The sequence below is a fragment of the Flavobacterium degerlachei genome (assembly GCF_900106645.1).
Taxonomy (GTDB): domain Bacteria; phylum Bacteroidota; class Bacteroidia; order Flavobacteriales; family Flavobacteriaceae; genus Flavobacterium; species Flavobacterium degerlachei.
The window spans coordinates 1-20882 of record NZ_FNMV01000007.1 but is presented as its reverse complement, the minus strand read 5'-3'; the positions used below and the strand labels follow the sequence as shown (position 1 = coordinate 20882).

At 34.2% G+C, this 20882-nt stretch carries 25 protein-coding genes; 24 read left to right on the top strand and 1 reads right to left on the bottom strand.

Translation table 11 applies throughout. The features are described 5' to 3' along the window. Window positions 1-45 precede the first annotated feature (45 nt). The 22 genes from BLV91_RS08295 (at window position 46) to BLV91_RS08185 (ending at window position 17810) form a co-directional block, all read left to right on the top strand. Window positions 46-867: an XRE family transcriptional regulator gene (locus BLV91_RS08295; protein ID WP_139262294.1), complete on the top strand. Its 822-nt coding sequence runs from the start codon at window positions 46-48 to the stop codon at window positions 865-867. Window positions 868-1553: 686 nt separating this feature from the next. Beyond that, window positions 1554-1853, top strand: coding sequence for a hypothetical protein (locus BLV91_RS08290; protein ID WP_091431728.1), 300 nt, complete (start codon window positions 1554-1556; stop codon window positions 1851-1853). A 4-nt stretch (window positions 1854-1857) separates the two neighbouring features. Continuing rightward, window positions 1858-2379, top strand: coding sequence for a hypothetical protein (locus tag BLV91_RS08285; protein WP_091431726.1), 522 nt, complete (start codon window positions 1858-1860; stop codon window positions 2377-2379). A gap of 467 nt (window positions 2380-2846) precedes the next feature. Further along, window positions 2847-3278, top strand: coding sequence for a DoxX family protein (locus BLV91_RS08275; RefSeq protein WP_091431723.1), 432 nt, complete (start codon window positions 2847-2849; stop codon window positions 3276-3278). A gap of 1 nt (window position 3279) precedes the next feature. Next, the gene (locus BLV91_RS08270; protein ID WP_091431721.1) at window positions 3280-3738 is read left to right on the top strand and encodes a MarR family winged helix-turn-helix transcriptional regulator; all 459 of its coding nucleotides are present in this window, start codon (window positions 3280-3282) and stop codon (window positions 3736-3738) included. A 23-nt stretch (window positions 3739-3761) separates the two neighbouring features. Next, window positions 3762-4394 carry a nitroreductase family protein gene (locus tag BLV91_RS08265; protein ID WP_091431719.1) on the top strand — a complete coding sequence of 211 codons (633 nt, stop codon included), beginning with the start codon at window positions 3762-3764 and terminating at the stop codon, window positions 4392-4394. Window positions 4395-4661: 267 nt separating this feature from the next. Further along, complete coding sequence (locus BLV91_RS08260) at window positions 4662-5195, top strand: GNAT family N-acetyltransferase (RefSeq protein ID WP_091431717.1); 534 nt, start codon at window positions 4662-4664, stop codon at window positions 5193-5195. A 331-nt stretch (window positions 5196-5526) separates the two neighbouring features. Beyond that, entirely contained in the window at window positions 5527-5982 is a 456-nt protein-coding gene (locus tag BLV91_RS08255; RefSeq protein ID WP_091431715.1) for a MarR family winged helix-turn-helix transcriptional regulator, read from the top strand. 11 nt (window positions 5983-5993) lie between these two features. After that, window positions 5994-6626, top strand: coding sequence for an NAD(P)H-dependent oxidoreductase (locus BLV91_RS08250; RefSeq protein ID WP_091431713.1), 633 nt, complete (start codon window positions 5994-5996; stop codon window positions 6624-6626). Window positions 6627-6665: 39 nt separating this feature from the next. Next, window positions 6666-7232, top strand: coding sequence for a YceI family protein (locus tag BLV91_RS08245; protein ID WP_091431711.1), 567 nt, complete (start codon window positions 6666-6668; stop codon window positions 7230-7232). A gap of 332 nt (window positions 7233-7564) precedes the next feature. Further along, window positions 7565-8965 carry an anthranilate synthase component I family protein gene (locus BLV91_RS08240; RefSeq protein WP_091431709.1) on the top strand — a complete coding sequence of 467 codons (1401 nt, stop codon included), beginning with the start codon at window positions 7565-7567 and terminating at the stop codon, window positions 8963-8965. Window positions 8966-9084: 119 nt separating this feature from the next. Next, the gene (locus tag BLV91_RS08235) at window positions 9085-9678 is read left to right on the top strand and encodes an anthranilate synthase component II (protein WP_091431708.1); all 594 of its coding nucleotides are present in this window, start codon (window positions 9085-9087) and stop codon (window positions 9676-9678) included. A gap of 77 nt (window positions 9679-9755) precedes the next feature. Next, window positions 9756-10754: an anthranilate phosphoribosyltransferase gene (gene trpD / locus BLV91_RS08230; RefSeq protein WP_091431706.1), complete on the top strand. Its 999-nt coding sequence runs from the start codon at window positions 9756-9758 to the stop codon at window positions 10752-10754. Window positions 10755-10856: 102 nt separating this feature from the next. Then, the gene (gene trpC / locus BLV91_RS08225; RefSeq protein WP_091431704.1) at window positions 10857-11642 is read left to right on the top strand and encodes an indole-3-glycerol phosphate synthase TrpC; all 786 of its coding nucleotides are present in this window, start codon (window positions 10857-10859) and stop codon (window positions 11640-11642) included. A gap of 134 nt (window positions 11643-11776) precedes the next feature. Beyond that, window positions 11777-12445 carry a phosphoribosylanthranilate isomerase gene (locus tag BLV91_RS08220; protein WP_091431702.1) on the top strand — a complete coding sequence of 223 codons (669 nt, stop codon included), beginning with the start codon at window positions 11777-11779 and terminating at the stop codon, window positions 12443-12445. 1 nt (window position 12446) lies between these two features. After that, the gene (gene trpB / locus BLV91_RS08215) at window positions 12447-13628 is read left to right on the top strand and encodes a tryptophan synthase subunit beta (protein WP_091431700.1); all 1182 of its coding nucleotides are present in this window, start codon (window positions 12447-12449) and stop codon (window positions 13626-13628) included. Window positions 13629-13853: 225 nt separating this feature from the next. Next, window positions 13854-14174, top strand: coding sequence for a gamma-glutamylcyclotransferase family protein (locus tag BLV91_RS08210; protein WP_091431697.1), 321 nt, complete (start codon window positions 13854-13856; stop codon window positions 14172-14174). A 56-nt stretch (window positions 14175-14230) separates the two neighbouring features. Continuing rightward, window positions 14231-14992, top strand: a complete 762-nt coding sequence (trpA, locus tag BLV91_RS08205; protein ID WP_091431695.1) for a tryptophan synthase subunit alpha — start codon at window positions 14231-14233, stop codon at window positions 14990-14992. Between the two features lie 238 nt (window positions 14993-15230). Next, window positions 15231-15902, top strand: a complete 672-nt coding sequence (locus BLV91_RS08200; RefSeq protein WP_091431693.1) for a hypothetical protein — start codon at window positions 15231-15233, stop codon at window positions 15900-15902. Between the two features lie 215 nt (window positions 15903-16117). After that, entirely contained in the window at window positions 16118-16540 is a 423-nt protein-coding gene (locus BLV91_RS08195; RefSeq protein WP_091431691.1) for a hypothetical protein, read from the top strand. A gap of 163 nt (window positions 16541-16703) precedes the next feature. After that, on the top strand, window positions 16704-17225 hold the full coding sequence (locus BLV91_RS08190; RefSeq protein WP_091431689.1) for a GNAT family N-acetyltransferase: 522 nt from the start codon (window positions 16704-16706) through the stop codon (window positions 17223-17225). Window positions 17226-17363: 138 nt separating this feature from the next. Next, window positions 17364-17810 carry an endo-arabinase gene (locus BLV91_RS08185; protein WP_091431687.1) on the top strand — a complete coding sequence of 149 codons (447 nt, stop codon included), beginning with the start codon at window positions 17364-17366 and terminating at the stop codon, window positions 17808-17810. 141 nt (window positions 17811-17951) lie between these two features. Here the strand turns inward: BLV91_RS08185 and BLV91_RS08180 are convergent, their stop codons facing one another. Continuing rightward, on the bottom strand, window positions 17952-18497 hold the full coding sequence (locus tag BLV91_RS08180; RefSeq protein ID WP_091431685.1) for a DUF4494 domain-containing protein: 546 nt from the start codon (window positions 18495-18497) through the stop codon (window positions 17952-17954). Between the two features lie 312 nt (window positions 18498-18809). Here BLV91_RS08180 and BLV91_RS08175 point away from each other — a divergent pair, with 312 nt between their 5' ends. Continuing rightward, complete coding sequence (locus tag BLV91_RS08175) at window positions 18810-19697, top strand: carbon-nitrogen hydrolase (RefSeq protein ID WP_091431683.1); 888 nt, start codon at window positions 18810-18812, stop codon at window positions 19695-19697. 2 nt (window positions 19698-19699) lie between these two features. After that, window positions 19700-20743 (top strand): agmatine deiminase family protein, encoded by a 1044-nt coding sequence (locus BLV91_RS08170; protein ID WP_091431680.1) that lies wholly within the window; start codon window positions 19700-19702, stop codon window positions 20741-20743. Window positions 20744-20882: the final 139 nt, after the last annotated feature.

The following is a 20882-nucleotide window of genomic DNA, read 5'->3' as shown; positions in this document are numbered from 1 at the left end:
GTTGTCGTGACAAATGTAGATAAAATAATATCTAAAAATAGCATTATGGATAAAAATATATCCTATATCAAGGAAAGAATATTGCAATACTCTGAATACAAAGGAATTGGGAAGGAAAAATTTATTGAGAATCTAGGTATGACCTATGGTAATTTTAAGGGAAAACAGAAGTTGACCTCTGTAAATTCTGATTTTTTAGATAGATTTTTATCTAAATATCCTCAGGTCAATATTGAATGGTTGCTTTCTGGAGTTGGTGACTTAGAAAAAAAAGCGGTAAATAATTCGATCTCGGACAACGTAAATTCAATTATTAAGGAGCCAACTGGATTAGTTTATGAAATTCATAATGAGGCTAAGCTTTTCGATGATAAACAAGAGCCCGAAATATTAGAAAACTCGAGTGGAAATAAGTACTTTATTTATCCCGATGGTACAATTAGGATTGAGGTTATGAAAGTTCCATTTTTAGCATACGCCTCTTATATAGAGTGTTACAATGACATAGTGATTTGCAAAGAAGAGTTTTCTACAATTACATTTAAAGTTGATCACATAGGCCGTGGAAACTATGTAGGGTTTGAATCCTTTGGTGAAAGTATGTGGAATAGTGGCGGTTATGACACGCCTTCCGGAGCCGATATATTAGGAAGAGAGGTGGGGAAGCATTTATGGGCTAATGGGTTTCACACTACAAAATACGGATTTATTATAATATCAAAAACAGGTATTTGGCATAAAGACATTATAGATTTAAAAGAAAATGGAGATATTACGTTATCATCACGAAATCCAACTTCACCACCCTTTGATTATCCCCTAAACGATGTTCTTCAGATTTTTCACGTAATTAAACGGTCTTTTTAAGTTAATTGTCTATTAAATAGATAGTTATAATATTAAATATCTTTACGTACATGGTATTATCCCTATGCGTAAGGATATTTTTTTATCTATATATGCTATTTTATTGGTACTATCTATTATTTTATAGATATTAAAATATCTAATTATCTAACCCCAACACTAACCCCAACACTAACCGCAAATATTAAATTACAAGTTCATGCCTTAAAGATCATTTATTGTTAATTGGGCGTAAAAAAACCGTTTAAATACTATTTTAAACGGTAGTGTTATTTGTAAAATCCTTTGTTTTATTGGGGTTATTAACCTTTTATGTATCCTTTTACTAGATAGCGGTAATTAATGTCTTTAAAGCGTTTAAAATGGTTCTTTAAACGGTAGTTAAATGGTAGTAAATGTACTTTTCGTTTATAGTTGCTTTCTCGACATTTTTTTCTTAACCCCTTATTTTATTGATGTTTTCGACCTTTTTTGTATTATGTGTTTATATACTTTTGGTTGTACCCCCTATATCCAGAACTGAAAAAAGTTGTATATATTTGATGGAATATACTAGTTGTGTGATACCTTAAAAAAGGACTAACGATTCAAAAACAGAATTAATTATGAACGAAGAAATAATAACTTGTCAAAATTGCAACCGCAAATTAGTAAATATGATTGACTCGTGTCCAAATTGCAATTCAATGAAAAAATTAATCCATTTAGAATTAGACGAAATTCTACCAGATATTTTCGATACAATTGCAGGTAAGAAGGAAAATCCAAATTTAAACTCGAAAAAGAAAATGTTAGAAAAGTTTTATGATGGTTATGATCAATCAGCAGATGGAGATTTAGCTTATAAAAAGCAAATAATAAGTCGAGAAAAAGACTATTACTTGGAAGAAGTGAAAAATAGTCAAGGAATTATTATTCATTACTGCGAAGAACCATTGTCGAATCATAAAAATAGAGGGTCTGCTAAATTTAAACATAATAATTAGAAAAATGGAACAAACTAAAACAAATGCTTGGTTCGAAAAAAACTGGTTAGTCATAATTTTATGTGTAATCTTCTTTCCTGTTGGTTTATATGCATTATGGAAAAATTCTACAATTTCTAAAGGATGGAAAATTGGACTTACGACCGTAATTGCTATTGTGGTTATTGCAAGTCTAACTGATGATAAAACAACTTCTAATGAAAACATAAAAGAAAATAACGAAACCGAAATTGACTCTAAAAAAAACGAAAACCTAACAGAAAAAAATCCCAACATAACTGCATTAGAAGAAATTAAAAAAGAACCAAAAGTAAAAGAAGCAATGATTACAGATGCAAATGTTCTTTACGTAAGTGTTAAAGATGATGGTACAAATCGAAATGGATTTGCTCAATATTTATGCGAAATATTAAACGAATATAAAGCAACTACTAAATGGGTAAAAGTTGTAAAAGTTAATTCAATTAATGACCCTAATAGTGATAATGCCTATGGAATTTTATTAGGCGAGTCAAATTGTAACTAATAAAGGCATCACACAACAACCATTCCTATGTAAAGCATCATTAAGTTAATGAAAGTAGAATATAAAATATTTATAAAATCGTTTTTACTATCTAGCCTGGTTTACACAACACTTATGGCAGGATTTGATTATTATGACGAGCAAAATTTTAGTGTACTCAAATTTATATTTCACTTTTTATTTTTTGGGCTATTTATGGGGTAATGACTAGATACAGCCATCGAAAACAACTAAAAAAGGAAATGACCAAAACGGAGTCTAGACCCCAAGATATATAATCATAAAGCTGTTGTGCATTACTCCCGAAACTTCGGGACTGTCCCTACACAATGGAGCAGCCAAAACAGCAAACAAACATTTCTGCTTCGTCCACATGATAAGTTTCCCCGCAAATAAATCGCAAATACAAAACAATTGACTACATTTGCATCGCACACGACATAAACGCCTGCGATAAAAATAAAACAATGAGTAAAACTATAGAAACTACGTTAACGCAAAATATTTTCAGAATACTATTAGCCTTTTTTATGGTCTATGCAGGATTCAGTCATCTCACTTTTAATAGAGTTGACTTTCAAGCACAAGTACCAGACTGGCTGCCGCTTAGCAAAGACTTGGTGGTAATACTATCAGGTATAGTAGAAATGGCATTGGGTCTCGGTTTGGCTTTTTGGAAAAAAGAACGAGCAACATTGGGTTGGGTACTAGCGCTCTTTTTCGTTTTAGTGTTTCCCGGTAATATTGCGCAATACCTCGACCACAAAGATGCCTTTGGTGCTTTAGATTCAGATAACGCACGTTTAATACGTCTGTTTTTCCAACCCGTACTGATTGCTTGGGCTTTATGGTCAGCAGGTTCGTATCAAGCTTGGAGAAATAGTAAAACAGACGACTAAGATGGATGATGCTCAATTAAAATTAAGCAGTCAAGTCTGTTTCCCGGTCTACTCGGCTTCCCGTTTGATCACTAAGGCCTATAAACCGTATTTAGACGAAATGGGGATTACCTATCCGCAGTATTTGGTATTACTGGTTCTCTGGGAAAACGATAGCCTTTCTGTAAATCAGATTACAGAAAAGTTGCTTTTGAACACTAACACTCTTTCGCCATTGCTAAAACGCATGGAAAAAATGGAATTGCTACAACGCAATCGCTCTGAAACAGATGAAAGAAGTGTTATTGTACAGCTTACAGAAAAAGGAAAAAACTTAAAAGATCAGGCAAAGCCTATTCCTGAGCAACTCATCAAAATATTGCTTACTGAAAACATCAAGATATCCGATGTACTGCAGCTAAAAGAGATGCTGAATGAATGGATTACAATACTCACAGAAGACAACAAAAATTTAGAATAAAACAATAAAATAAAACAGAGAATATGGAATTATTAGATAAATTAAATTGGAGATACGCTGCTAAAGCGATGAATGGTACAAAAGTATCGCAAGAAAAAATTGACAACATAATTGAAGCAATATCACTTGCTCCTACCTCAAGTGGTTTACAACCGTTTGAAGTAATTGTAATTACAAATCAAGAATTAAAAGAAAAAATCAGACCTATTTCTTGGAATCAATCTGTAATCACTGATTGTTCTCACTTATTTGTATTTGCAGCTTGGGATACTTATACTGCGGAACGTATTAATAAAATGTTTGATTTGACAAATTCAATTCGTGGATTTGAAAACGAAGGTTGGGAAAATTACCGCCAAATGTTATTAAACAGCTATCCGCAAAAGGATGCTGAGGAAAACTTTAACCATGCTGCTAAACAAGCTTACATTGCATTTTCTCAAGCCATCGCTGCTGCCGCTTTTGAAGGAGTTGACAGTACGCCATTAGAAGGTTTTGATGCTAATGCATTGGACGAAATATTAGGCTTAAGAGCTAAAGGACTTAGAAGTTGCGTTATGCTTCCTGTGGGCTATAGAGATACTGAAAATGACTGGTTAGTTAATCTTACTAAAGTTAGAAAAAGCAAGGAAGATTTGGTTACTTTAATTGATTAGTAACAAAAAAATAGCAAATTTATCATAATAAAAAGCGGCGTGGGTATTAACTCAAGCCGCTTTTTTTTATCGCGTAACTTGAAGTTAATAACTACGCTACTCATGAAAACATCCTTTAGTATAGAAATCATAAGTCTCAAGCTAGCATAGAATTTTAGTTTGCAAAAAAGACAAGTTTGCAAATAAATACGCAGTGATTCCCAACAACCAAAATTTTAATTATAGCCGTATATTTCTTATATTCGTTACCATCAAAACGAAACCAAAATGAATTTTTCACCTTTTCCAGAAATAAAATCAGAGCGTCTATTACTAAGAAAAGTTGAAGAATCTGATGCTCCAGTTATTTTATACTTACGATCGGATGCAACCATTAATCAATTCATCGAAAGACCAGAAAACCGAAAAACAAAAACGCTCGAACAAGCCTTGCAATTTATTACCGATATCAATCAAGACTTTGAGAACAATAAATCGGTGACTTGGGGAATCGTTTATAATAATCAACCTGAACTTATTGGTACTATTTGTTTGTGGAATTTTTCGGAGAACCACACCATTGCTGAGGTTGGTTATGGATTAAGTCCAGAATTTCAAAATAAAGGAATCATGACCGAAGTACTACAGCGTATTATCGATTTTGGTTTTAATGAACTAAAGCTAGCCAAGATCGAGGCATTCACCCATCATAAAAATGAAAGTTCTAAAAAAATATTAGAAAAAACGGGCTTTCATTTTATGGAAAATAGAAAAGATCAGCAGAATGATTCTAATGTTATTTACGAACTTATAAATAAGTAGAATTAATCCTTTTTTTCTTGTGGTAAGGAATCAAACATTTGCTTCTAATTCTAAATAGCCCAAAAAAGTAGGTACTAAAAGAGTTTTACACTACTCGTATTGCCTTTTAAAACTAATCTCAAAAGCACTATTTCATACTAATTTAAAAATATATCTTTTTAGACGGAAGATTTTTTTTATTTAAAAAAAAACAACTAATACATTAATATACAGCAACTTGATTATTTTTTGTTTTGGTTTAAATAAAACAATAACATTTTTTTAACCTAACATTTGTATATACAAATTAAAAAAGTGCTACATTTGTACCAACAAATAAGAAAAGCTTGTTATGAAAATTGAAGATGAAATAAAAAGCACAATACCGTTAGATATTTCTAAAAAAATTATTTTAAATATTTTGTACACACAAAATGTTACAAATGAAAAATTTAATGAAATATTAAAACCGTATGATTTATCTGGAGAACAATACAATGTTTTACGCATATTAAGAGGTCAGAAAGGAAATCCGGCTAATATGTGTGCCATACAAGAACGCATGATTGCTAAGACTAGTAATACCACTCGATTAGTAGATAAACTATTATTAAAAAATTTTGTAACCCGAAATGTTTGTCCTGACAACAGAAGAAAAATTGAAGTGATGATTACTCAAAAAGGATTAGATGTTTTAACTGAACTAGATCCCAAAGTGATTGAGCATGAAAACTATTTCTCCCAGAATTTAAATACAGAAGAATTAGAATTATTAAATACATTATTAGAAAAATACAGAAATCAATAAATATAAAAATTATGACTACCTTTTTAGATAAACAAAACTGGCGTTATGCTACAAAAAAATTTGACGCAGCAAAAAAAATATCAGAATCCGATTTAGATTTTCTTAAAGAAGCAGTTCGATTGAGTGCTTCGGCATTTGGATTACAACTTTATAAAGTTATAATTGTTGAAAATCCAGAAATTAAGGCACAATTATTGCCCGCTGCTTATGGACAATCGCAAATTATAGATGCTTCGCATTTATTTATTTTTGCTAATCAAACAAATGTTGGTGACGCTGAAATTGATGCTTACTTGAAAAACACAAGTGAAATCAGAGAATTACCAATCGACGCTTTGACTGGTTATGGCGATTACATGAAAGGATATGTAAAACCAATTCCTGAAGATGCTAAAGATGTTTGGACAGCAAAACAAACCTACATTGCTTTAGGAAACTTGTTAAGTGCAGCAGCTGAGTTAAATATTGATGCTACGCCAATGGAAGGTTTCAATGCAGCAGAGTTTAATGCCATTTTAGGTTTAGACAAACTAAACTTAAATGCAGCAGTGATTGCTCCAGTAGGATACCGTCATGAAGAAGATGCTACACAACACCACAAAAAAGTTAGAAAATCAAAAGATGATTTGTTCATCACACTATAATTATTAATCCATTTCAATTCAAACACAAAAATTAAACAAATGAAAAATTTAAAATCAATTGCATTAGCATTAGTAGTAGTTTTATCTACAGTGTCAGTATCTGCGCAAACAAAAAAAGTAGATGCATCAGCAAGTACAATCAACTGGGTTGGTAAAAAAGTAACTGGACAACATGAAGGAACAGTAAACATTAAAGATGGAGCACTTGTTTTTAAAGGAGCAAAATTAGTAGGTGGAACTTTTACTGTTGATATGAACTCATTGACTGCAACAGATTTAAAAGGGGAATACTTAGGGAAATTAAACGGTCACTTGAAATCAGAAGATTTCTTTGGAACTGAAAAATTCTCAACATCAACATTAGATTTCAAAACGATCACTGCTAAGGCAAAAGGTGTTTATGCTGTAACTGCTGATTTAACTATCAAAGGAAAAACAAGTCCTGTTGCATTTGATCTTGCTGTAACTGGAAATACTGCTGCAACTAAATTTAACGTTGACAGAACTAAATATGACATTAAATACGGTTCAGGAAGTTTCTTCGATAACCTAGGAGACAAAGCAATTTCTGATGAATTTGAATTGGCTGTAGCTTTAAAATTCTAATATTTTATAATACCCTGTTTACTAATTCACCCAACAAGAAATTGTTGGGTTTTTTATTTCATACTCTGAAATAATGTAACAAAAAAGATGAAAAAATCAGATTTTTTTTGGTTTAATGTATACGATTAACCAAATTACATTTATATATTTGTAGTATGAAAACAACAATGAACAATACTTGGTGGTGGAACAATTTACGTCAATAGTCGTGAACTAAGCTCCTATAGTATTATCATATATAAATATAAAAGGCTTGTCATGACGACAAGCCTTTTTTTTATGTCGATATTTTTTGCTTTTCATATCATTAAAAATCTTAAAATTTATTCATTTTGAAACTATTTACACTAAATACAAAATACAAACAAATACTCGCAGACACTATAACCCCTGTCAGTGTGTATTTAAAAATACGTGATAAATTCCCCAATAGCTTATTACTTGAAAGTAGCGACTATCATGGAAGTGACAACAGTTTTTCTTATATCTGTTGTAATCCTATAGCTTCGATAAAAATTGAAAATGAAACTATTTTCAAATCCTATCCTGATGGTAGCTCTGAGAAAATTGCTATCGATGTAAACACAAATATTCCTGAAATCATTCAAGAGTTTTCACATCAATTCAAATCAGAAAAAAACGATTTCAAATTTATCAATAATGGGCTGTTTGGTTATATCTCTTATGATGCCGTTCGCTATTTTGAAAAAGTAACTGTTGCCAAAAAGGACAATAGCATTTCTATTCCTGATGTTTATTATGCTGTTTACCAAAATATCATCGCGATCAACCATTTTAAAAATCAAGCGTATATTTTCTGTCATAGTCTCGAAGGGAAAAATAACATTTCTGAAATGGAGCAACTACTACAATCCAGAAATATTGCTTCGTACAAATTCACAAAAGAAGGAGAAGGTTTCTCTAACTTGACTGATGAAGAATTTAAGCATAATGTGGGCTTGGCCAAAAAGCATTGTTTCCGTGGTGATGTTTTCCAATTAGTATTATCCCGAAGGTTTACTCAAGGATTTAAAGGAGATGAGTTCAACGTTTATAGAGCATTGCGAAGCATCAACCCTTCCCCTTACCTCTTCTTTTTTGATTATGGTGATTTTAAAATATTTGGTTCTTCACCCGAAGCACAAATTATCGTCAAGGACCGTAAAGCCGAAATTCATCCTATAGCTGGAACTTTCAAACGTACTGGAGATGATGAAAAAGACGCCGTTCTTGCAAAACAATTATCTGAAGATAAAAAAGAAAATAGTGAGCATGTAATGTTGGTCGATTTGGCTCGAAATGATTTGAGTAGAAATGGACATGGTGTAGAAGTAGAAAAATACAGGGAAGTACAGTTCTTCTCTCATGTCATACACTTGGTTTCAAAAGTATCAGGATATTTACACCCAAATGCAACAACTATGCAAGTCGTAGCCGACACTTTTCCAGCAGGAACCTTAAGTGGAGCTCCAAAGCACAGAGCGATGCAGCTTATTGAGGAATATGAAAAAACAAACCGCAATTTTTATGGTGGCGCAATAGGCTTTATGGATTTTGAAGGAAACTTTAACCATGCTATTATGATCCGAACGTTCCTAAGTAAAAATCACCAATTACATTCACAAGCCGGTGCCGGAATCGTAGCCAGCTCAGATGAAGAAAGCGAAATGGAGGAAGTGTATAACAAATTAAGAGCACTGAATACCGCTTTGGATTTGGCGGAAACAATATAAGCCCCCTAGCCCCCGAAGGGGGAACTTCGCTGTGCGGAGTTGAATTTAAACTATAATAATAATTAAAAACTACGCTCCCCCTGTAGCTATTCCCCCTTCGGGGGTTAGGGGGCTGAAAGATGAAAAAAATACTAGTCATAGACAATTACGATAGCTTCACATATAATCTAGTTCACTATCTGGAAGATTTGAATTGTGAAGTAACCGTATATAGAAACGATGAATTTGATATCGATGAAATATCTAGTTTCGATAAGATATTGCTTTCTCCTGGACCTGGAATTCCTGAAGAAGCTGGTTTATTGAAAGCAGTGATTCGGAAATATGCCCCTACCAAAAGTATTCTTGGTGTATGTTTAGGACAACAGGCCATAGGTGAAGTTTTTGGAGGTACACTTTCTAACCTAGATAAAGTATATCACGGTGTCGCTACAATGGTAAAAACGGTGGTTGATGATGAATTACTATTTGAAGGATTGGGAAATGAATTTGAAGTGGGACGCTATCATTCTTGGGTGGTAGATACTACGTTACCAGATGTTTTGGAAGCGACTTCTTTTGATGAAAATGGTCAAGTAATGTCATTGCGACACAAAACATTTGATGTTCGTGGAGTGCAGTTTCATCCTGAAAGCGTTTTAACGCCAAACGGAAAAAAAATGTTAGAAAATTGGGTAAAAAGCCCCCTAACCCCCAAAGGGGGGATAAACTAGCAAAAGACATTATAAATTTAAAACCCTATTTACCCCAGTAGGTTGCTCCCCTCCATCGGAGGGGTTGGGGGAGGCTTATGAAAAACATATTAAATAGATTAATCAATCACGAAATGCTTTCGAAAGAAGAGGCAAAAAATGTATTGGTTAATATTTCAAACGGAAGCTATAATCCAAGTCAAATATCAGCATTTTTGACTGTATATATGATGCGTAGCATTAGTATCGAAGAACTTGCCGGTTTTAGAGAAGCCTTATTAGAATTGTGTATTCGCGTAGATCTATCCGCATACAATGCAATCGATTTATGTGGAACTGGTGGTGACGGAAAAGACACTTTCAACATATCAACCCTAGCCTCTTTTGTAGCGGCTGGAGCGGGAATAAAAGTGGCGAAACACGGTAACTATGGTGTTTCCTCTATTTCTGGTTCAAGCAACGTAATGGAAAAACTAGGAATCAAATTCAGTAATGAGAATGATTTTTTAGAAAGAAGTATTGATCAAGCTGGAATTTGCGTTTTACACGCTCCCCTATTTCATCCAGCTATGAAAAACGTAGGACCAATACGAAAAGAATTAGCGGTAAAAACCTTCTTCAATATGTTAGGACCAATGGTAAATCCATCGTTTCCAAAAAATCAATTAGTAGGTGTTTTTAATTTGGAACTCGCCAGAATGTATGCTTATTTGTATCAAAACACTGATGTGAATTTCACCATTTTGCATTCGTTAGACGGTTACGACGAAGTGTCGCTGACTAGCCCTACAAAGATTATTACTAGTAGTATGGAAGGAATGCTATCTCATGAAAGTTTTGATGTTCGTCTTTTATCACAAAGCGAAATCGAAGGTGGAAAAACCATCGATGAGTCGGCTCAAATGTTTACTGATATCATTTCTGGTAAAGGAACCGAAGCCCAAAACAATGTCGTTTGTGCCAATGCTGCAATGGCAATTGCAACCGTGACAAAATGTTCTCCTCTGGAAGGATTTGAACAAGCCAAGGAAAGTTTACTATCAGGGAAAGGATTGAAAGCTTTGAATAAGTTACAAGAGTTAAGTAAAGCCCCCTAACCCCCAAGGGGGGAATTTGCCAAAGTGTAAAATAAAAATTTAATATTAGAACCCAATCGAGTCCAATAGTTCCCCCTTCGGGGGTTAGGGGGCTAATACATTATGAACATTTTAGACAAAATAATAGTAGATAAAAAACGAGAAGTCATTCTCAAGAAATCCATCATTCCGGTATCACAGTTGGAAGCTTCGGTTTTCTTTGCAAAAGAAACTATTTCTTTGAGTCAGAATCTAAGAAACAGCAACTCGGGAATTATTGCGGAACACAAACGCCGTTCTCCTTCAAAGTCAGTAATCAATCACGGTTTCACCGTGGAAGAAGTGGTAAAAGGATATGAAAGTGCTGGCGCTTGCGGAATTTCTGTTTTGACTGATGGGAAATATTTTGGCGGTTCTCTTGACGATTTACTTTTGGCAAGAGCCTCAGTAAACATTCCGTTATTGCGAAAAGAGTTTATTGTTGATGAATACCAAATCCTAGAAGCCAAAGCACATGGAGCCGATTTGATTTTGCTAATCGCTGCAGTTTTAACTCGTGAAGAAATCAAATTACTTTCTGAATTTGCTAAAAGTTTAGGATTAGAAGTTCTATTAGAAGTACACAATCAAGAAGAGTTAGAAAAATCAATTATGCCTACATTAGACATGATTGGTGTCAATAACAGAAACCTGAAAACATTTGAAGTAAGTTTGGATTTTAGCAAGCAATTAGCGGCTCAAATACCAGATGAATTCGTAAAAGTTTCTGAAAGTGGTATTAGTTCAATTGAAGCCATCCAAGAATTAAAACCATACGGATACAAAGGTTTCTTAATTGGTGAAAACTTCATGAAAACCGATAATGCTGGTAAAGCTGCAACTGAATTTATCAAGCAGCTAGCTCTTTAGAGAAAAGAAGAAAGATTCAAGAATATAGAAAAGAGGATATAAACTAAAATCAGGGTACAGCTTAGTGAACTTTGCGAAACCCTAGCGTCCCGATAATTATCGGGATTGCGGTTAAATACGTTAAATAAAAGACTATGAAACTCAAAATCTGCGGAATGAAATATCCCGACAATATACTCGAAGTAGCATCGCTGCTACCCGATTATATGGGATTTATATTCTGGGAGAAATCGGCTCGATATTTTGATGGCGTGATTCCTAAATTGCCTAAATCAATTAAAAAAACTGGTGTTTTTGTAAACGAAACCATCGATATTATTCTGGATAAGGTGGCGCTGCACAATTTGCAGGCAGTGCAATTGCATGGAAATGAATCTGTAGAATTTTGTGAAGAATTAAAAAGCAAATTAGCAAAAGAAGTTGAAATCATTAAGGTATTTTCGATAATCGATAGTTTTGATTTTGATATTTTAAAACCTTTCGAATCCCTTTGCGATTATTTCCTTTTTGATACCCAAGGCAAATTGCCTGGAGGAAACGGAACCACTTTCGATTGGAAAGTATTGGCAAATTATCCATCATCAAAACCCTTTTTCCTGAGTGGCGGAATAGGATTAGAGGAAATGGACGCTGTTAATGAAATTATAAAAACCAATTTACCTATTTATGCTATTGATGTAAATAGTAAATTTGAAATAGAACCTGGATTAAAAAATATAGAATTGTGCGAAAATGTACGTAGAGACGCACGTAGAGACACACTGCAGAGTGTCTCTACAGATAACAAAATAAAAAACAAATAAAATGTCATACAACGTAAACGAAAAAGGCTACTATGGCGAATTTGGAGGTGCCTACATCCCCGAAATGTTATATCCTAATGTGGAAGAACTGCGCCAAAATTATCTAAAAATTACAGCTGAACCTGAGTTTCAAGCTGAGTTTGATGCCTTGCTAAAAGATTATGTAGGTCGCCCTACTCCTCTTTATTTTGCCGAAAGATTATCAGCGCAATACAATACTAAAGTCTACCTCAAAAGAGAAGATTTATGCCATACGGGAGCGCACAAAGTAAATAACACGATTGGACAAATTCTATTGGCCAAACGATTGGGTAAAAACCGAATCATTGCCGAAACTGGTGCAGGTCAACACGGTGTAGCAACTGCTACGGTTTGTGCTTTGATGGGATTACAATGTATCGTATATATGGGCGAAATTGACATCAAACGTCAGGCGCCAAACGTAGCTCGTATGAAAATGTTGGGTGCCGAAGTTCGTCCAGCACTTTCAGGATCTAAAACCTTAAAAGACGCCACAAACGAAGCCATCCGCGACTGGATTAATAACCCTGTGGACACTTATTATATCATCGGATCTGTAGTAGGCCCACATCCTTATCCTGATATGGTGGCGCGTTTTCAATCGGTAATTTCTAAGGAAATTAAAGAGCAATTATTAGAGAAAGAAGGCCGTGAAAACCCAGATTATGTAATCGCTTGCGTAGGTGGTGGTAGCAATGCTGCTGGCGCTTATTACCATTTTCTGGACAACGAAGAGGTTAATATTATAGCAGTCGAGGCAGCTGGCTTGGGAGTACATTCTGGCGAAAGCGCAGCAACTTCAGCCTTGGGTAAAGTGGGTGTCATTCACGGAAGTAAAACCCTGTTAATGCAAACTACTGACGGCCAAATCACTGAACCTTATTCTATTTCGGCAGGACTAGATTATCCAGGTGTAGGCCCTATGCACGCTAATCTTTTTGCAACCGGAAGAGCACAGTTTATCTCAATTACTGATGAGCAAGCCATGAACTGGGGATTAAAACTATCCAAAATGGAAGGCTTGATTCCGGCAATAGAAAGTGCCCATGCTTTTGCTGTTTTGGACGAAATGAAATTCAAACCAGAAGATATTGTAGTCATAAATCTTTCAGGACGTGGAGATAAGGATTTAAATACCTATATTGACTACTTCAAATTATAGAGGAGTTTGCCTTTAGTAATTTGTGGGTTTATCCTGAATTTATTTCAGGGCGTTCCCGTTTACCCTGAAAAAAATCAGGGCAATCGGGCGGGCTGTACGCTAAATTCCCGATAAGAAAAACTACGGCAAAAGCCTTGTTTTCTACATCGGGAGATACCGCTTCCATCCCTAACGCAAGTCAAAACAAGAAATTCGGATTTTACAATAAATTTCAAAACAGAAAACATGGAAAAATTATTTGCCTACGGAAACTTAAGAGAGGAAGACATTCAAGAAACCGTTTTTGGAAGATTACTAACAGGAATTCCAGAAACTTTGATGGGGTATGCTGTAAAACAAATAAAAATTGAGGAAGAATATGGAATAGAATCTTATCCCATTATTGAGGCAACCCAAAATACACAAGATACTATAAGTGGAACGGTATACGAAGTCAGCGTTGAAGAACTGCAACTAGCAGATAGATATGAGGGAAAACATTACAAAAGAATACAAGTCAATTTGAAATCAAATCAAGTGGCCTGGGCTTTCACAGCCATAACATAAGACATCAAAAAATAAAAGATAAAAAGCAGATTTTAAATCTGACAAAAAATACCCAAATGAACAGAATAAATCAAAAATTACAAGAAGGCAAAAAAATACTTTCCATCTATTTCTCTGCCGGATATCCCAACCTAAACGATACAGTTCAAATCATTGAGGATTTAGAGAAAAATGGTGTCGACATGATTGAGATTGGATTGCCATTTAGTGATCCATTAGCCGATGGGCCTACTATTCAAGCTAGTTCAACACAAGCCTTGCATAACGGAATGACAACTCAAGTTTTGTTTGACCAACTAAAAGATATTAGAAAAACAGTATCTATTCCCTTAGTAATTATGGGTTATTTCAACCCAATGTTGCAATACGGAATAGAAAACTTTTGTAAGAAATGTGCTGAGATTGGTATCGACGGATTAATCATTCCTGATTTACCCGTAGATGTGTATGCAGAAGAATTCAAAGCAACTTTCGAAAAATACGGTTTAAAAAATATATTCCTGATTACACCACAAACTTCTGACGAACGTATCCGTTTTATAGATAGCGTTTCTGATGGATTTATCTATATGGTAAGTTCAGCAAGTGTTACAGGTTCTCAATCTGGATTTGGAAGTATTCAGGAAGACTATTTCAGACGTATTGCTACTATGAATCTAAACAATCCTCAAGTAATAGGTTTCGGAATCAATAATAAAGAAACTTTCAACCAAGCGACTAAATTTGCCAAAGGCGCCATCATAGGTAGTGCTTTCATCCAGCATTTAACCGAAAACGGAACTGGGAAAATTGGTGAATTCATAAAAGCGATTCGATAACATACTTTTTATAAAAATTGACAACGGCGTTTAAGTAATTTAAACGCCGTTTTTTTGTGGTTACATTTTTCAAAATAAAAGTTCCCTTAGCTACTATTCATTTGACTAATTAGGAATTATTTTAAAAAAACCTCTAAACTTGAAAAATCACTCTAATGACTTATAAGATAATTATTATATATTTGATAATAGATAAAGTACGACTCTAGTCAGACCTATATACAAGTTAGCATTATTTATGAAAACATACAGAATAAAACAATCTTCACCGCTAATCTTTATAATAACTCTAATTTTTTTAATTTGTAGCCCAATAATTATTTTTAAGGATGTATTAAATGAAACTCATAATAAAAACTTTGTAATGATTTTAATTGTCGCTCTGTTTTTCGGAGTGTACTATTTGGCAAGATTTGTTTCAACAGCAAATATTCAAATTAAAATGGATGAATTAGGAATTAAAATAACTTGGGCAAAACAGTTTCTTCTACAGAAGCGTTCTGATTTTGAAATTGAATGGATTGACATTAAAGAATTTAAAATTGAACCTGACAGAAACTGGGACAAGTTTAAAATAATATCGAAATATTATGACAAATTTGAAATATTACATAATACCGATTATGACGGAAAAGACGACTATTCTGATTTTATAAAAGATTTTGAGACAAAAGTTAAAGAGATAAATTCAGTAAATATAGAGTCAAATAATATCAATAGGGCTCCAAATTTTTACGAGAGTACACTAGGCTTATTGTTTGCAATATTCCTTATAATTATCTTACTTGTACTTACTATAGTAATGATAAAATCCAAATATCATATTTCAAATATAGCCGCAATTATAGCAGTATACTTTGGTGCACTATATTATATCTTTGAAGTTTATAATCATCGAAAAAATAAGTAACCCGATAGCGCGGATTTGCAATCCGTGCCCACAAAGTAGATAAACAAAAACTAATATCGTAAAGTCCCCGCTGCCGCACAATTCCTTTCATGTGATACGTTTTTATGAGTAGTAATTGTAAATTAGCAACGCTTTAGAAGCGAAACCTTGGATAAAATCTACATCTTAATAGCTGTTTAGAATAACATATTCTTTTAACTTTATAAAACTGAACCATGGCAATCAAAAACATAACAATTACGCAAGGCTTCATCATTTCAGGTTTGATGAATCTAACGGTCTTAATTTTTTCAAGATTCTTCACCAATTCAACTATTACTGAATTCGATCCTGTCGTGATGTCAAATTTTGGACTATTAATGATTGTCCTTTGGGGACTAGCATATATTTCTATTGCTAAAAATTACCATCAGCTGAAATGGCTTATCGCGATATTTGCCGTTGAAAAATTTATTTATGGTTATGTTTGGATAAATTGGATTCTGAATAATACTATTTCAGATGTGTACAAAAAAGATATAATGGCAGGAATCTTTTACTCGATATATGGGATAAATGATTGGATCTTTTTTGTATTCTTCCTGTTGGTCTTCGTTAAAACATTTAAAACACCAAATAGCTTAGGCAATGCAGAATAACATCCTTACAAACATATCAAGTAAAGACTTTTTGGGAGGTTTGTATTTATTTACAAAGACCTACGCAAAGTGTTCTTCTAAAAAACAAATTATCGCATAAGCTTCGCAAAGTCCGGGGATGTAGCCATTTAAACGAAAACAAAAAATACGATAAATTAAAATCATGGATTATCACTTTAGAAAAGCTGAAATGTCTCAAGCGTCTCAAATATGGGCAATTTTACAACAGGCAATCATTCGAAGAAAAAAGGACGGCAGCGATCAATGGCAAGACGGATATCCAAACCCAGATGTCGTACAAAATGACATTGAAAAAGGAGTCGGTTTTGTTTTACTTGAAGGAGAAACCATCATCGGTTATAGTGCCGTAATAATTAATGATGAACCTGCTTATGATGGAATTGAAGGAAAATGGTTGACAAATGATGAATTTGTAGTCATTCATCGTGTCGCAATTTCTGAAGATTATTTGGGCAAAGGCTTGGCAAAAAAAATTATCAGTTATGTAGAAGATTTTGCATTACAAAACAACATATATAGTATAAAAGCCGACACTAACTTTGACAATATTCCCATGATGAAAATTTTTGAAAACTTGGGTTATACTTTATGTGGCGAAGTCTACTTTAGAGGATCTGCAAGAAAAGCCTATGAGAAAGTGCTGCCTAACTATTCCAGAAGATAACATGCTGAATTATAACAAAATTATATCTACATCTTTTGTCATCTGCACAAAGTACTGATACGACTATTGCCGTGCAGTAATACTATTTGGTCGCCTTTAGAAAAAACATTACTTTTAATTTTACAAAAAGATAGTCTTATGAAATGGAAATTAAGTCTTTACCTCCTTATTGCAGTTTGCCTTACCGCACACAGTCAAAAGAACAAGGAATCAGAATTGATTAAAAGCTTGCTAGAAAAAGAATCTGCAACATGGAGAGCTAAGGATAGTAAAGGGCATAGTGACTGCTGGTACATTCAGCCTTATAGCAGGATACTAGTTTCTACACCAAAAGGCGAAACTTATGATGTTCCCCCAACTGCTATGATTAATACTAAACCGGAAGCGATGGGAAATGGTGGTTTTGCAGTAAACATGAACTACAAAATCAGCATTAACGGTAAAAGTGCCTGGGTAAGTCATGATGAAGAATCAACGGCGAAAGATGGGAAGAAGACATTCTCCTATGAAATCAGGCTCTTAGAGAAAATAAAAAACAAATGGAAACTAGTGGGGCAATCGATTCACATTTATAAATCGGAATAAAAACGTACTATACCAGCTTTAAAATAATATCTTAAAAAACTCCTTTGTGAAATACTAAAAGAATCTAAAGAGTTTTTTCTATTCATTAAAAAAGAGGACTAAAAGTCCTCTTTTTTTATACTATTACCTATCGTAGCAATCTTATACAGCTGCTTCTTCAGTAGCAGGTTCAAATTCCATGTGATCTTCTATTTCAACAGCTACTTCAGGTTTTGAAGCTTTTAGTGCATTGAATCTTTCCATTTGTTCCAATTCCCCTTCTTCACCAGAGAAATAAGGAAATACATCCATAATAGGCGATTCCATTATAGCAGGAATACTATAATCTCCCATTGTTCCTTTCATCACGGTAGTTGTGTTATCAAACGCTTCTTTTACATCATTAGCCTGCAATAAAATATACATATTTGTCTTGCGTTCTTTACCACTTTCTTCGTCATAAGCTAACAAAGATACTTTTGATTTAAACCAACGGTCACAGTTTTCAAAAGGATGAATCTCAGCAAAATTAGCCACCTTTATGTTCGTAATTTTAAATTCTTCACTGATATATGCTGACATCTCTTCATTAATTCTGCTTTCAGCTTCTGTATAAGATAAAGCATCTACCAAATAAGGTTCTGTTGCCATCTTTTGTAGACCAGTATCATCCGTTTTTCTATATTTTATTTTGCATTCGTACCACATAGTCTATTTTGTTTTTAATTAAGGATGTCAAAGATAGATTTTAAAGAAAAAAAAATCCACAATTCGTAAAATAGATATTCACAATTTCGAATCGACATCAGGATTGCTATTCTTTGTATCTATTCAACTACTATATTCTCCAAAGCTAATACACATCATAAATACGAATTAAGCCTGACGCACAATTAAATACCCTTTACATAACAAACAAAGCACAAAAAATAATGACTAAAAAAAGAATAAAACTTTTCCATTAGCCCCATTTTCTACTCTTTATAAAATTCACTATTTTTGCAGTCTAAAATTTATCTGATGCCGAACAAAAAATACAAAATAGCAGTCATTCAATTGAATCTTAACGACGTTGCCGAAAACAACCTTAAAAAATGTTTGAGTTGGGTGCGCGATGCAGCCAGTCAAGGTGCCGAAGTTATTTCGTTACCTGAATTATACAGCAGTCATTATTTCTGTCAAAGTGAAGATGTTGATAATTTTTCCATTGCAGAACCATTATATAGCACTTCTTTTATCGCTTTTAGTACTTTGGCAAAAGAACTAGGAGTGGTAATCATTGTTCCTTTCTTCGAAAAAAGGATGGCAGGAATCTATCACAACAGTGCTTACATCATTGATACAGACGGCTCAGAAGCAGGATTATACCGTAAAATGCACATTCCAGATGATCCACATTTCTATGAAAAATTCTATTTTACGCCTGGTGATTTGGGTTTCAAAACGATTCCAACTAAAAAAGGAAAAATAGGAACTTTAATCTGCTGGGATCAGTGGTACCCAGAAGCAGCAAGACTTACTGCACTTCAAGGAGCTGAAGTTTTATTTTACCCAACAGCTATTGGATGGCATCCAGGAGAAAAAGACGAATATGGCGAAAACCAACATGGCGCTTGGATGAGCGTTATGAAAGGACACGCCGTTGCCAATGGAGTATATGTTGCTGCCGCCAATAGAATTGGACTAGAAAAATACTTGCCTGATACCGATGGAATTCAGTTCTGGGGATCATCATTTATTGCGGGACCACAGGGTGAAATTTTGGCGCAAGCCTCACACGACAAAGAAGAAATCCTAATTGCTGAAGTTGATTTAGATTTACAAGAAAACGTACGTCAAAACTGGCCGTTTTTTAGAGACAGAAGAATTGACGCTTTTGGTGACATTACTAAAAGAGCAATCGACTAATTATGGAAACTACAAATAACAGAAGATTCCCGGCAGAATGGGAAAACCAGCAAGGGATATTACTTTGTTTCCCACATAACGGAAACGATTGGCCTGGGAAATACGAAGCAGTTCAATGGGCTTTTGTCGAATTTATCAAGAAAGTAGCTACTTATGAAACCGTTTTCTTAGTTGTTGCCGATGAGAAACTAAAAGAAAAGGTTACTGAAATGCTAGAAAGAGCGCGTGTAAACCTTGATAATCTTTCGTTTATCATACAAAAAACGAATAGAAGCTGGATGCGTGATTCTGGTCCTATCGTGATTAAAAACGGAGATCAAAGAGAAGCATTAAACTTCAACTTTAATGGCTGGGCAAAATATAAAAATTATCAGCTAGACAAACATGTTCCAGCTACAGTAGCTAATTTTCTAGATATGCCGCTTACGCAAGTCATGTATAAAGGAAAGCCTGTAATTGTTGAAGGTGGTGCAATTGACACAAATGGAAAAGGAACTTTACTTACCTCGGAGGAATGCTTAATGCATCCCAATATTCAGGTTCGTAACCCTGGTTTTACTAAAGCAGATTACGAAGCCGTTTTCAAAGAATACATGGGAATAACTAATGTAATTTGGTTAGGCGACGGTGTTGAAGGTGATGACACTCACGGACACATCGACGATTTATGCCGTTTTATCAATGAAGACACTATTGTTACCATTGTAGAAACAGATCCAAAAGACAATAACTACGCTCCTTTGCAAGACAATTTAAAGCGTTTGCAAAATGCGAAATTGGAAAATGGAAAAGCTCCAATTATAGTGGCTTTGCCAATGCCAAAACGAATAGATTTTGAAGATTTAAGATTACCAGCAAGTTATGCTAATTTCCTTATTTTGAATAAATGTGTTTTGGTTCCTACTTTCAATGATGCTAATGATCGTAAGGCTCTAAACATTCTAGCGGAGTGTTTTCCAGATCGAGAAATCATCGGAATTAGCGCTATCGATTTGATATGGGGTTTTGGAACTTTGCATTGCTTAAGCCAACAAATACCAGCTTAAATAGAATTAAATATTTTATATAAAAAAACACCATTCGCCGCGGCGAGGGCACTGAAAAACTTCACTTATTTTGATTAGAGTCGTTTTTTAGACAATAAAAAAACGCTTATAACAGGATTTTAAAGATCCTTTATGAGCG